At 70.4% G+C, this 12,500-nt stretch carries 13 protein-coding genes; all 13 read right to left on the bottom strand.

Translation table 11 applies throughout. From position 1 onward, the window contains the following. Nucleotides 1–25 precede the first annotated feature (25 nt). Nucleotides 26–439: a lactoylglutathione lyase gene (gene gloA / locus E0493_RS07695; RefSeq protein ID WP_160936348.1), complete on the bottom strand. Its 414-nt coding sequence runs from the start codon at nt 437–439 to the stop codon at nt 26–28. Between the two features lie 16 nt (nt 440–455). Next, complete coding sequence (locus tag E0493_RS07690) at nt 456–1,307, bottom strand: LpxI family protein (RefSeq protein WP_160936347.1); 852 nt, start codon at nt 1,305–1,307, stop codon at nt 456–458. A 4-nt stretch (nt 1,308–1,311) separates the two neighbouring features. After that, nucleotides 1,312–2,166, bottom strand: coding sequence for an acyl-ACP--UDP-N-acetylglucosamine O-acyltransferase (gene lpxA, locus E0493_RS07685; RefSeq protein ID WP_367614468.1), 855 nt, complete (start codon nt 2,164–2,166; stop codon nt 1,312–1,314). A 17-nt stretch (nt 2,167–2,183) separates the two neighbouring features. Next, a complete protein-coding gene (gene fabZ, locus E0493_RS07680; RefSeq protein WP_160936346.1) occupies nt 2,184–2,672 on the bottom strand; it encodes a 3-hydroxyacyl-ACP dehydratase FabZ in 489 nt (162 codons plus the stop codon). Between the two features lie 6 nt (nt 2,673–2,678). Beyond that, nucleotides 2,679–3,770: a UDP-3-O-(3-hydroxymyristoyl)glucosamine N-acyltransferase gene (gene lpxD / locus E0493_RS07675; RefSeq protein ID WP_160936345.1), complete on the bottom strand. Its 1,092-nt coding sequence runs from the start codon at nt 3,768–3,770 to the stop codon at nt 2,679–2,681. Between the two features lie 4 nt (nt 3,771–3,774). Beyond that, nucleotides 3,775–4,518, bottom strand: a complete 744-nt coding sequence (locus tag E0493_RS07670; protein ID WP_160936344.1) for an OmpH family outer membrane protein — start codon at nt 4,516–4,518, stop codon at nt 3,775–3,777. A gap of 23 nt (nt 4,519–4,541) precedes the next feature. After that, nucleotides 4,542–6,878: an outer membrane protein assembly factor BamA gene (gene bamA, locus E0493_RS07665; protein ID WP_160936343.1), complete on the bottom strand. Its 2,337-nt coding sequence runs from the start codon at nt 6,876–6,878 to the stop codon at nt 4,542–4,544. A gap of 212 nt (nt 6,879–7,090) precedes the next feature. Then, nucleotides 7,091–8,200, bottom strand: a complete 1,110-nt coding sequence (rseP, locus tag E0493_RS07660; RefSeq protein WP_408888607.1) for an RIP metalloprotease RseP — start codon at nt 8,198–8,200, stop codon at nt 7,091–7,093. Between the two features lie 60 nt (nt 8,201–8,260). Continuing rightward, complete coding sequence (gene dxr / locus E0493_RS07655) at nt 8,261–9,445, bottom strand: 1-deoxy-D-xylulose-5-phosphate reductoisomerase (RefSeq protein ID WP_367614467.1); 1,185 nt, start codon at nt 9,443–9,445, stop codon at nt 8,261–8,263. Beyond that, nucleotides 9,436–10,302 carry a phosphatidate cytidylyltransferase gene (locus E0493_RS07650; RefSeq protein WP_160936342.1) on the bottom strand — a complete coding sequence of 289 codons (867 nt, stop codon included), beginning with the start codon at nt 10,300–10,302 and terminating at the stop codon, nt 9,436–9,438. Before E0493_RS07650 ends, dxr begins: the two co-directional genes overlap by 10 nt. Nucleotides 10,303–10,304: 2 nt before the next feature. Continuing rightward, nucleotides 10,305–11,066, bottom strand: coding sequence for an isoprenyl transferase (locus E0493_RS07645; protein ID WP_160936341.1), 762 nt, complete (start codon nt 11,064–11,066; stop codon nt 10,305–10,307). A gap of 7 nt (nt 11,067–11,073) precedes the next feature. Beyond that, a complete protein-coding gene (gene frr, locus E0493_RS07640) occupies nt 11,074–11,646 on the bottom strand; it encodes a ribosome recycling factor (protein WP_160936340.1) in 573 nt (190 codons plus the stop codon). Between the two features lie 16 nt (nt 11,647–11,662). Next, nucleotides 11,663–12,382 carry a UMP kinase gene (gene pyrH, locus E0493_RS07635; protein WP_160936339.1) on the bottom strand — a complete coding sequence of 240 codons (720 nt, stop codon included), beginning with the start codon at nt 12,380–12,382 and terminating at the stop codon, nt 11,663–11,665. Nucleotides 12,383–12,500: the final 118 nt, after the last annotated feature.

Here is a 12,500-nt window from a genome sequence, read left to right as displayed (position 1 = left end):
GCGCCCTCTCCCCGCCTGGCGGGCCTCAGCCGCGCGTGCCGGCCTCGGCCGACTTGCGCTCGATCAGCTCGATCTTGTAGCCGTCCGGATCCTCGATGAAGGCGATCACCGTGGTGCCGAACTTCACCGGGCCCGGCTCGCGCGTGATCTTCACGCCCTCCGCGCGCAGCTTCTCGCAGGTGCCGTAGATGTCGGGAACGCCGATGGCGAGGTGGCCGAAGGCATTGCCCAGATCGTACGTCTCGGTGCCGTAGTTGTAGGTCAGCTCGATGACCCCGGCGCCGGTGCTCTCCGGCGCAAAGCCGACGAAGGCCAGGGTGTACTTGCCCTCGGGCACGTCGTTGCGGCGAAGTTCCTTCATGCCCAGCAGGCGGGTGTAGAAATCAACGCTCCGCTCCAGGTTGCCGACGCGGATCATGGTATGCAGGAAGCTGCTCATGCGCGGTTCTCCTCCGTCAGGAATGCGGTTCAGACCAGACCAGCGCGGCCGGGTCGAGGGCGATCAGGAACAGGCCCGCCGCCTCGGCCGCCGCGACGGTCGCCGCCCGATCCACCACGATGGTGCCGTTCGCCTCGATGGCAATGCCACGCAGCCCAGCTGCGGCGGCACCGGCCACGGTGTCCGGCCCAATGGTCGGCAGATCAACGCGGCGATCCTGCCCCGGCTTCAGGATCTTCACCAGCACGCCGCCCGGTCCCTCGCGGCGCAGTGACCCGGCGCGGGCAAGCATGGCATCGGTGCCCTCGATGGCTTCCACCGCCAGCACCAGCCCCTGCTGCACCACCGTGCACTGGCCGATATCGGCGGCGCCCAGCGCCCGCACCACGGCAATGCCGCGGCGGATGTCCTGGCGTGCCGCCTCGTCGGGAAGGAGGGAGGTCAAGGCGGCGGGCTCGGCCACCAGCAGCTCCCGCATCACGTCCTGCGCCGGCATCGGGTTGAAGCCTTCCTCCCGCAGCACGCCGAGCACCGCCTGAAGCAGGGAGTCGTCGCCGCCGAAGGCCTTGACCCCGATGCGCGGCAGCAGCCGCGCCGCGCCGGCATCAGGCCGCAGAGCGAAAAAGCTCGGCCGGGTCACCCTGCCGGCGAGCACCAGGTCGCGCGCGCCGGAGCCGCGCAGCCATTCCAGCATCTGACCGCCGGCGCCAAGGCGGCAGACGATGTGCGGGTAGCCGGCGTAGTCGGCGGGATTCCCGAAGCCTTCCAGGATCACGACATGCGGCATCCGGCCGGCGGCCGCCGCGGCAGCGGCCGCCCGCTGCGGCAGCAGCCCGCCGCCGACGATCATGCCGAGCGGCGCACCCATGGCCTCAGGCCTCGGCCTCGGCGTCCTCATCCTCCAGCATCTCGCGGCCCGCGCGGCAGAGGCCGCGATGGCTGTCGGCGCGGATGAAGGCCAGGATCTCGCGCACCACCGGGTCCTCGCCGAAAGCGGCCTCGGTGGCTTCCACCCGGCCCTGGAAGGCGCCCGCGGTGCGGAACAGGCTGCGGTAGGCGGCGCGCAGGGTGCCGATCTGGCTGCGCGGGAAGCCGCGGCGCTTCAGGCCGATCAGGTTCAGGCCGGTCAGCCGGGCACGGTTGCCCATCACGGCACCGAAGGGAATGACATCCGCCTCGACGCCGCTCATGCCGCCGACCACCACCTGCCGGCCGATGCGGACGAACTGGTGGATCGCCGCGCCGCCGCCGACGAAAACGGTGTCGGCGATCGCCACATGCCCGCCGAGCATGACGTTGTTCGCCAGGATGACGTGGTGGTCCAGCGTGCAGTCATGCCCGACATGGGCGTTGACCATGATCAGGCAGTCCGGCCCGACCGTCGTCACGCCGTGGCCGCCCACGCTGCCCCGATGGATGGTGGCATGCTCGCGCACCATGGTGCCGGCGCCGACCACCACGCGGGTCGGCTGGCCCTTGTACTTCAGGTCCTGCGGCAAATGCCCGATGGTGGCGAAGGGGCTGACACGCACGCCCGCGCCGATCTCGGCGATCCCGTCCACGGAGACATGGGAGTCGAGCACCACGCCCTCGCCCAGCGTCACCTCGGCGCCGATGATGCAGAACGGCCCGATACGGCAGCCGGGCCCGATGGCCGCGCCGGGCGCGACGATGGCGGTGGGGTGGATCTCGGCGGAAGGGTGAATTCCGCGCTCTGTCTGCGTCACGCTCACACGTATTCCGATCAGCGGTCCAGGATCATCGCGGCGTAGCTGGCCTCGGCCACCACGACGCCATCGACTCGGGCCAAGGCATTGAATTTCCAGACGTTCCCTCGCGAGCGCTCCTTCTGGATATGGATGCGCAGCTGGTCGCCAGGGCCGACCGGGCGACGGAACTTGGCGTTCTCGACGCTCATGAAATAGACCAGCTTGCCCTGGGCGCTTGGCCCCAGCGTCTCGACCACCAGAACGGCGGCGGTTTGCGCCATGGCCTCGATGATCAGCACGCCCGGCATCACTGGATGCGCCGGGAAGTGCCCTTGGAAGTAGTTTTCGTTGATGGTGACGTTCTTGATGCCGATCGCGCTCTCGCCGAGCGCCATTTCGACCACGCGGTCGACCATCAGGAACGGGTAGCGGTGCGGAATCGCCCGCATGATGCGGGCGATGTCGCAAACCTCCAGACTCTGCTTCGCCGCCGGATCGGAGCCGGTCTGTTCTTGCTGGTCCATGTGCGTTTAGTCCGTCTGTCCCGACCGCCCGCCGGGCGGCCCCTTCTGATCTGCGCGGTCCTGCAAGGAACCGGCTTCCGCCGCCCGGCGGGCGCCCACTTTCCGCAGGTAGAGTGCCGCTCGCAAGGCATCCTTGACCGGCATGGCCGGCGATCCCGTCACATCCTGGCCGGGGGGGATGTCGCTCTGCACTCCGGCCTGGGCACCGATCCGCGCCCGGGAGCCGATGTTCAGATGGCCCGTCAGCCCCGCCTGGCCGGCAATGGTCACGTGGTCGCCCAGGCGCGTCGAGCCAGAGATGCCGACCTGTGCAACAATCACGCAGCCGCGGCCCGTGACAACGTTGTGACCGATCTGCACCAGGTTGTCGAGCCGGGTGCCCGCCCCCAGCACGGTGTCGCCGAGCGCGCCGCGGTCCACGCAGGCGTTGGCGCCGATCTCCACCTCGTCGCCGAGCACCACCCGTCCGAGCTGTGGAATGGTGACGAAGCGGCCCTCCGGCGTGGGCGCGAAGCCGAAGCCCTCCTGCCCGACCCGCGCACCATGATGCAGGGTGACCCGGTGCCCCGCGAGGCAGCAGATCGCGCTGGCATGAGCATGAATGCGGGCATCGTCGCCGAAGACGCAGCCGGAGCCGACAACGGCGTGCGGACCGACATAGGCGCGGGCGCCCAGGACCGCGCCGGCACCGACAACGGCATAAGGGCCGACTTCGCTGCCTTCGCCAAGCACCGCGTCGGGCGCCACGCTGGCGGTGGGGTGGATGCCCGGCACCAGCAGGGGCGCCGGGTGGAACAGCGCGGCGATGCGCGCGAAGGCCAGGGGGGGCGCCGGGCTCACCAACGCCGCGCAGCCTTCCGGCACCGCCTCGGCGAATTCCGGCCGCAGCACCACGGCACCGGCACGGCTGGCCTGCATGGCCTTCAGGTTGCGGCGCCCATCGAGAAAGGCGACCTCTTCCGGTCCCGCGGCGTCCAGCGGCGCCACGTCGCGGAAGCGCCGCTCGCCATCGCCGCGGAGCTGCGCCGCCCCCGCCTCGGCCACCTGCGCAAGCGCGAAAGGACCGGCGGCCGGATGGAAGCGCGGGTCGGCGGCCACGGCCTCAGTTCCGCTTCTGCTGCTGGCCCTGGGCGGGACGGCTGGCGGCCGGCGCCGGTGTCGGCGCCGTGTTCTCCTCCGCCGCGACCTTGACCGACTTCAGTACCTTGTTGAGCTGCGTCGAGACCTCCTGCGAGAGGTCGAAGGGCGGCTCGTTGTAGATCACCAGCGGACGCGGCAGCACGAGGTTCACCTTGCGGCTGGCCGCGACCTGCCGGATCACCACCGCCAGCGCCTGCTCGATCTGCTGTAGCGCCTGCTGCGCCGCCTGCTCGATGTCGCGCGAGCGGTCGCGGAAGACGCGCTGGGCGTCGGTCACGCGCTCCTGCAGGTCGCGCTCCTTCGCACGCAGATCCTCCGGGGAGAGGCCGCTGCGCTGGTTCGCCAGCGCCTGCTGCTCCTCGCGCCAGCGGGCCTGCTCGCGCTGCAGGTCGTCGTTCAGCTTCTGGCGCCGCTTCTCGATCTCCTCCCGCACCTGGTTGAAAGCGGTGGAGTCCCGCTGCACCGCCGGCACGTCAACAATGCCGATAACGGCGGCCGGCGGCTGCTCGCCGGCCGGCAGCGGGGCCGGGTTGGGCTGCACTGCCCGCTGCGGCGGAGCCTGGCGCTGCGGCGCGGGACGCTGCGGCTGCCCGGACTGCTGGTTGGGAACGAACCATTCCTGCTGCTGCGCGAACGCCGCCCCTCCCGGGATCAGCGCGGAAGACAGCAGGACCGCCGCAAGCGCGGTGGAAGCGCGTCGGGCCATTTGGGTAAACTCCGTACGGAAACTCAGAAGCGCGTGCCGAAGCCGAAGCGGAAGACCTGCGTGTCGTCGTAGGGCTTCTTCACCACGGCCTGCGCCAGGTCGATGTTGATCAGCCCGAAGGGGCTGCGCCAGGAGATGCCGACGCCGGCGCCGACGCGGGGCGAGGCATCGTCGGCGACCACCGGGTCGTCCACGGACCCGCTCAGCGAGCCGACATCCACGAAGGCGCGGCCGAGCAGGCCGAGTTCGGACGGCACGCCGGGGAGCGGGAAGCGCATCTCCGTGCTTTGCGTCCAGATGGTGCGGCCGCCGAGCGAATCCCCCGTGGAGGTGTCGTGCGGGCCGGCACCGGCCACGGCGAAGCCGCGCAGGTTCTCGCCGCCCAGGAAGAAGCGGTCGATGATCCGCTCATCCTTGCCGCCGTAGGTCACGAGGTGACCTGCGCCGGCCGAGATCGCGAGCACGTAGTCGGGATTGCCGAGCCAGCGCTCGAAGGGAATGTAGTAGGTGCCGTCCAGCCGCATGCGGACGTAGCTGACATCGCCGCCAAGGCCGGCGAGGTCGGTGCCCAGGCGCACCACATAGCCGCTGTGCGGGTCGAGGCGGGAATCGCGCGTGTCGTAGGTCAGCGTCTGGCCGATCTGCGACAGGACGGTGACGCCCTTCTGCTCCTGGATGTAGCGGCTCGCGTCACTGTCCACGTTGAACACGTTGCGGCGCGACAGCGTATAGGCCCAGGACTGGCGCAGGCGCTCGTTGAACTCGTAGCCGGCGCGCAGGCTGAAGCCGGCGCGGCGCTCCTCGAAGCCCGAGTAATCCGTCAGGTCGCGCACGATGTAGAACACATCGGCGCCAACCGAGAGGTTGCGGTCGAGGAAGGCCGGATCGGTGACCGAGATGTCCACCTGGCTGCGGCGCTGCGCGATGGTGGTGTTGAACCGCGCATCCACGCCGGTACCGACGATGTTGCGCTCGCGCAGGCCGAAATCGGCCAGGGCGCCCGCATCGGTCGAGTAGCCGCCGCCCAGCGAGATCTCGCCGGTGGCGCGCTCGGAAACCTGGGTGTTCAGCACCACCCGGTCGGGCGCCGAGCCGGGCACCGGATTGACCTGCACGTCGTTGAAGAAGCCGAGGTCACGGATGCGCTGGCGCGACCGGCGCAACTGCGCGGCATTGAAGGCGTCGCCTTCGGCAAGACGGAACTCGCGGCGGATCACCCGGTCCTGCGTGCGGGTGTTGCCGGTGATGTCGATGCGCTCGACATAGGCGCGGCTTCCCTCGTGCACGTCGAAGACGATGTTGACGAGGTGCTTCTCGCGATCGCGCGTGATCTTTGGCTCGACCTCGACAAAGGGGGCGCCGGCAAGGTTCGCCTCGTCGGTCAGCGCCTCGGTCGTGCGCTCGATGGCATCGCCGTCGTACCAGTCGCCCTTGTAGATCTCCATGACCCGCCGCAGCCGCTCCGGGCCGACATTGCGGAGGCTGGACTTGATCTCGACGTCGCCGACACGGTAGCGCGGCCCCTCGTTGATCGTGTAGGTCACGAAGAAGCCGCTGCGGTCCGGCGCCAGCTCAGCGGCGCCGCCGGTGATGCTCACGTCGGCGAAGCCCTCGCGCAGGTAGAAGCGCCGCAGCAGCTCCCGGTCGAAGTTCAGCCGCTCCGGCTCATAGGTATCGGCGGAGCTGAAGGGGCGGTACCAGGCCGCCTCCTTGGAAGCGACGACCTCCTTCAGCCGGCTGTCGGAGTAATTCTCGTTGCCGACGAAGTTGATCCGGCTGATCAGCGCGGCATCGCCCTCCGTGACCTCGAAGACGACGTCCACCCGGTTCTGGTCGCGCTCGATGATCTTCGGCTCGACCCGGGCGGCGAAGCGGCCGCGGCGCGCATAGAGCTCCAGCAGGCGCTGCCGGTCGGCCTGGGCCGCGGCAGGGGTGAAGACGGCGCGTGGGCGGAGCTGGATCTCGGGCCGCAGCGTGTCGTCCGAGAGCTTGCTGTTCCCCTCGAAGGCCACCTGGTTGACGATCGGGTTCTCCTGGACCTGCACGATCACGCGGTCGCCCTGGCGGCTGATCCGCACGTCCTTGAACAGGCCGGTCGCGAAGAGGGTGCGCAGACTGCGGTCGGCGCGCGCATCATCGTAGGCGTCGCCGGGCTGGAGCAGCATGTAGGACCGGACGGTATCGGCCTCGATGCGCTGGTTGCCCTGCACCTCGATCTGGCTGACCACCGGCCCCGCGGGCTGCCGCGCGGGCTGGGCGGCGCGGCGCGGCGCGTTGCGCGGCTGTGCGACGGCCTCGGGCGGCATCAGCACGGGCACGAGGCAGGTGGCGGCGAGCAGAAGGGCGCGGGTGGCGTGCAAAGGTCGGATCCGGGGCCGGTTGATGGGGGCCAGGAGAAAGGCCTTGGAACCCCCGCGAACAGGGGCTTCGGGCGGCGGAGACTAGCCGGGAACGCGACGCCCCGCCACCCCCTGAGGGGGAGCGGGGCGATCTCGCGGATCAGGAAATTTTTCAGTCTGTTAGCGAGTGGCGCGCAAGCTGCGATTGAAGTACCGAGACGCCGCCCGCCGCGTCAGCCGACCAGCCCGCTCACCCAGCGCACCACGCCCAGGCTGGAAAGGTCGTTCCAGGTGGCGAAGACGAACAGCGCCAGGAGGAGGGCGAATCCGGCCCGGAAGCCGTACTCGATGGCGCGCGGCGGCAGCGGGCGGCCCCGGATGGCCTCGGCGGCGTAGAACAGCAGATGGCCGCCATCCAGCACCGGAATCGGAAAGAGGTTGATTAGCGCCAGGTTCACCGACAGCACCGCCATGAAGGACACCAGGCTGGCGAGGCCGAGCTGCGCCACCTGGCCGGAGATCTGGGCGATGCGCAACGGCCCGCCGAGCTCCTCGGTGCCACGCTGGTGCGAGATCATCTGCCACAGGCCAGCCAGCGTCTGCACGGTGACGTTGGCGGTCTGCTCGACCCCGGCCCAGACGGCGCTCACCGGGTTCAGCCGCGTGAACTCCGGCACGCCGCCGGAAATGCCCAGCACCCCCACCGTGGAGCCGTTCGCTTCGCGCCCCTCCGGCGTGGCCTGCACACTTTCCTCCGCGCCGCTCCGCTGGATGCGGATCTCGACGGGCTGGCCGGCGCGCGGCTGAACGTGGCGCTGGATTTCCTCGAAGCGCGTCACCGGGGCGCCATCCAGGCTGAGGATCCGGTCGCCCGGCTGCAGTCCGGCCCGCTCCGCGGCGCTGCCCGCCACCACGGCGCCCACCGTGGCGGTCGGCTGGGGCTGGCCCACAGTCATGTAGAGGCCGGCGAAAAGGACGGCGGCGAGCAGGAAATTGGCGATCGGCCCGGCGGCGACAACGATCGCCCGGTCCCTCACCGGCTTGTCGTGGAAGGTCCAGCCGGCGCGCCAGGCGGCGCGCACCTCCGGGTCGGCCTCGGCCGGCCCTTCCTGGCCATGCAGCTTCACGAAGCCGCCGAGCGGCAGCCATGAAAGCCGCCACTCCGTGCCGTGCCGGTCCACCCAGCTATGGATGCGCTTGCCGAAGCCGATGGAGAAGACCTCGACATGCACGCCGCGCCAGCGGGCCGCGAGGTAATGGCCCAGCTCGTGGATGAAGACGAGCACGCCCAGCACCACGATGAAAGCGACGATCGAGCGGAAGGGCTCAGGCAACAGGTCCAAGATCGCGTTCTCCTGCCCGGGCCGTCCCTGCGCCGCGGGCAGCAGGGAACCGGGGCGTGTTCAGGCCGCGCGGCGTGCCGCGCGGGCCGAGGCATCCTGCCTCGCGGCGCCGTCCAACGCCAGCACCGCGGCGAGGTCGGGCACGTCCGGCGCGCCCAGCGCCGCCAGCGTCTCCTCCACCACCGCGGCGATGTCGAGGAAGCCGAGCCGCCGCTGCAGGAACAGCCCGACGGCCACTTCGTTCGCGGCATTCAAGATGGTGGTGGCCCCCGCCCCCGCCCGCAAGGCCTCGCGCGCGAGGCGCAAGGCGGGGAAACGATTCATATCAGGCGCGTGGAACTCCAGCCGGGCCAGCGCCGCGAGGTCGAGCCGCGGCAGGTCCACCGACATGCGGCGCGGCCAGGCCAAGGCGTGCGCGATGGGCGTGCGCATGTCCGGCGTGCCGAGCTGGGCGAGCAGCGATCCATCGGCATACTGCACCATGCCATGCACGGCCGACTGGGGATGCACGAGCACACCGATGCGCGGCTCCGGCACCGGGAAAAGCCGCGCCGCCTCGATCAGCTCCAGGCCCTTGTTCATCATGGTGGCGGAGTCGACGCTGATCTTGGCGCCCATGGACCAGACGGGATGGCGCACGGCCTCTTCGGGCGTGACACGGGCCATGCGCTCCAGGGGCATCTCGCGGAACGGCCCACCGGAGGCGGTGAGCACGATCTGCTCCACCGCCGCAGGGTCGCGCGCGTCCAGGGTCTGGAAAATGGCGTTGTGCTCGGAATCCACCGGCAGCAGCGTCGCGCCGGCCTCGCGCACGGCGCGCATCACGAGCTCTCCGGCGCAGACCAGCGACTCCTTGTTGGCCAGCGCCAGCGTGCCGCCGTTGCGCAGCGCCGCCAGGGTCGGCTCCAGCCCGGCCGCACCGACGATGGCGGCCATGGTCCAGTCCGCCGGCATGGCGGCAGCGGCGAGCACGGCGTCCCGGCCGCAGGCCCAAGCTATCCCCGAGCCTGCCAGCCGATCCCGCAACCGCGGCGCAGCGGCCTCGTCAGCCAGGACGGCGATGTCCGGCCGCAAGCGCAGCGCCTGCTCGGCCAAGGCGTCGGCGTCACGCCCTGCCACCAGCGCGGCGACGGCGAAGCTCCCCTCTGGTGTGGCATCAAGCAGCGCGACGGTGCTGCGGCCCACCGAGCCCGTGCTGCCGAGAATGGTGAGGCGGCGCGTCCGGTCCGGCAGACCTAGTGCCACAGGGGCACCCCATAGCCGATGGCGAAGGCGAGCAGCGCGGCAACCGGCGCCGCTGCCATCAGGCCGTCCAGCCGGTCCAGCAAGCCACCATGGCCGGGAATCAACATCGAACTGTCCTTCACCTTGAAGTGGCGCTTCACCGCACTTTCCAGCAGGTCGCCGAGCTGGGTGGCGACGCCGAGCAGCGCCGCCACGCCCAGCACCCGCACCAGCGAAGGTGTGCCCGGCGCCAGCCAGGCGGCGGCGAGCCAGCCGACAAGCATGGTGGAGACTAGGCCGCCCATGGCGCCCGACCAGGTCTTTCCGGGGGAGATGGCGGGGGCCAGCTTGGGCCCGCCGAGCAGGCGCCCGAACATGTAGGCACCGATATCACTGGCCCAGACCACGAAGAAGAGAAACAGGATGTTACCGCGCCCGGCCTCGTTGTCGTGCCGCAGCTCGATCAGGGCGATGCCGGCGATGCCGATATAGAGCACGCCCAGGGCAAGCCAGCTCGCCGGCGGGGGAGGCACGGCGGCGCGATGCAGACGCGGGACGGTCGCCCAGGTGGCCGCGAAGCCCAGCCCGAGAACCACCAGCCCGGCCACCGGCCGTTCAAGGACCGCCAGGGCGCAGGCCACGAACACCACGGCGGGCAGGGCGGCGCCCGGCCAGGCGCGGCTGCGCAAGCCGCAGAGCCGGACCCATTCCCAGCAGAGCAGCGCCACCGCCAGCGCCATCAGCGCCGTCCAGGGCAGCGCGCCCAGCCAGGCACAGAGCAGCGCGCCAGGCCCCAGCACCGCCGCCGAGATGGCCCGCTTCTTCAGGTCGCGCCAGCGCTTCGCCGACGGTGCTTCGGAGCCTGGAGGCGCTCCCATCCTCAGCCGCTGCCCACCCCGAAGCGGCGGACGCGGCGGCGGTACTCGACCAGGGCCTGACCCAGATGGGTCGCGTCGAAGTCCGGCCACAGGACGTCAAGGAAAACGAACTCGGCATAGGCGGCCTGCCAGAGCAGGAAGTTCGAGAGCCGCTGCTCGCCGGAGGTGCGGATGATCAGGTCCGGGTCCGGCATGCCATGCGTGGCCAGGCGCCGGCTGACCGTCTCCTCGTCGATGCTGGCCGGGTCGAGGCGGCCGGCCGCGACGTCCTGGGCCACGGCGCGTGCCGCGGCGGCGATCTCGGCGCGCGCGCCATAGGACAGCGCCACGGTCAGGTTCAGCTTGGTGTTGTGCGCGGTGGCCTGCTCCGCCGCCTCGATGGCGGCCACCGTTTCCGGCCCGAAGCGGTCCCGCTCGCCGATGACGCGCAGGCGCACGCCGTTCCTGGCCAGCGTGTTGACCTCGCGGCGGAGATAGATGCGCAAAAGGCCGGTGAGGTCGCGCACCTCATCGGCCGAGCGGCGCCAGTTCTCCGAGGAAAAGGCGAAAAGGGTCAGCCAGCCGATGCCGGCATCGGCCGCGGCCTGGATGGCACGGCGCACCGCCTCCACCCCGGCCTTGTGGCCAAGGGCGCGCGGCAGGCCGCGGGCCTTCGCCCAGCGGCGGTTGCCATCCATGATCAGGCCAATATGAAGTGGGCCGTCAGGAGGGGCCGCCAGATCCGGCAGCGCCGCAAGAGGCTGGTTCAGGGACGCGGCGCTCATGGGGTGATCAGACGGCCTTGATGTCCTTTTCCTTCTCGGCGAGCAACTCATCGACCTTCTTGATGGTCAGGTCGGTAAGCTTCTGCACCTCGTCGGACCAGTCCTTCGCCTCATCCTTGCCGATCTCGGACTTCTTTTCCCAGCCCTTGATCTGGTCCATGCCATCGCGGCGGACGCCCCGCACCGCCACCTTGGCGGCCTCGGCATATTTCGCCGCCTGCTTGGCCAGGTCGTTGCGTCGCTCCTGCGTCAGCGGCGGCAGCGGCACGCGGATGGTCTGGCCCTCCGCCTGCGGGTTCAGGCCGAGGCCGGAGTCGCGGATGGCGACCTCCACCGCCTTGGTGGCGCCGCGGTCCCAAACCTGCACGGAAAGCATGCTGGGGCCAGAGACGGAAATGTTCGCCACCTGCACCAGCGGCTGCACGGCGCCATAGACCTCCACCCGGATCGGCTCCAGCAGCGCCGGCGAGGCGCGCCCGGTGCGCAGGCCCGAGAACTCCTTCCTCAGCGAGTCCAGGGCGCCATCCATGCGGCGCGAGAGGTCCTGTTTCAGCGTGTTCAGATCGGCTGGGGCGGCCATGACCGGGGCTTCCTTCTTATTGATCCACGACCGTGGTGAAGCGGCCTTCGCCCTGCATCACGGCGGTGAAGGCGCCCGGCTCGTGGATATTGAAGACGATGATCGGCAGCTTGTTCTCGCGCGCCAGGCTGATCGCGGCGGCGTCCATCACGGCAAGGTCGCGGGCCAGCATCTCCAGATAGGTCAGCGTGACGTAGCGCTCGGCATGCGGGTTCTTGCGCGGGTCGGCGGAATAGACGCCGTCCACCTGGGTGCCCTTCAGCAGCACGTCGCAGTTCATCTCGGCGGCCCGCAGCGCGGCGGCGGTGTCGGTGGTGAAGAAGGGGTTGCCGGAGCCGGCGGCGAAGATCACCACCCGTCCCTTCTCCATGTGGCGCTGGGCGCGGCGGCGGATGAAGGGCTCGCAGACGCTGCTCATCGGGATGGCCGACTGCACGCGGGTCGGCACGCCGAGCTTCTCCAGCGCGCTCTGCAGGGCCAGGGCGTTCATCACCGTGGCCAGCATGCCCATGCTGTCGGCCTGGGCGCGGTCCATGCCGGCGGAGGCGCCGGCGACGCCGCGGAAGATGTTGCCGCCCCCCACGACCACACAGGCCTCGACCCCGAGCTCGGCCACCCCCTTGATGTCCTGCGCGATCTCGCGGACCGTGTTGGTGTCCAGCCCGTAGTCGCGGGAGCCCATGAGCGCCTCACCCGAGAGCTTGAGCAGGGCGCGCTTGTAGATCGGACTTGGCATGGGCGGGGATCCGGGATCAGGAAGCGTCAGGAGAGCCATGGCACGATACGGGCCGCATCTGGGCGCGACAAGGCCACGACTAAGTCAACGGCCGCTTCGCGGATGCGGCCGGCAATCC

It is taken from the genome of Teichococcus coralli, assembly GCF_009829925.1.
GTDB lineage: Bacteria > Pseudomonadota > Alphaproteobacteria > Acetobacterales > Acetobacteraceae > Pseudoroseomonas > Pseudoroseomonas coralli.
Note: the sequence above shows the minus strand (reverse complement) of the source record. Positions and strands in the feature narration are given on the sequence as shown.

What these genes read in the sequence shown, in the direction of transcription:
- gloA (WP_160936348.1), bottom strand. Translation starts at nt 439, where the DNA reads ATGAGCAGCTTCCTGCATACCATGATCCGCGTCGGCAACCTGGAGCGG.
- E0493_RS07690 (WP_160936347.1), bottom strand. Translation starts at nt 1,307, where the DNA reads ATGGGTGCGCCGCTCGGCATGATCGTCGGCGGCGGGCTGCTGCCGCAG.
- fabZ (WP_160936346.1), bottom strand. Translation starts at nt 2,672, where the DNA reads ATGGACCAGCAAGAACAGACCGGCTCCGATCCGGCGGCGAAGCAGAGT.
- E0493_RS07670 (WP_160936344.1), bottom strand. Translation starts at nt 4,518, where the DNA reads ATGGCCCGACGCGCTTCCACCGCGCTTGCGGCGGTCCTGCTGTCTTCC.
- E0493_RS07650 (WP_160936342.1), bottom strand. Translation starts at nt 10,302, where the DNA reads ATGGGAGCGCCTCCAGGCTCCGAAGCACCGTCGGCGAAGCGCTGGCGC.
- E0493_RS07645 (WP_160936341.1), bottom strand. Translation starts at nt 11,066, where the DNA reads ATGAGCGCCGCGTCCCTGAACCAGCCTCTTGCGGCGCTGCCGGATCTG.
- frr (WP_160936340.1), bottom strand. Translation starts at nt 11,646, where the DNA reads ATGGCCGCCCCAGCCGATCTGAACACGCTGAAACAGGACCTCTCGCGC.
- pyrH (WP_160936339.1), bottom strand. Translation starts at nt 12,382, where the DNA reads ATGCCAAGTCCGATCTACAAGCGCGCCCTGCTCAAGCTCTCGGGTGAG.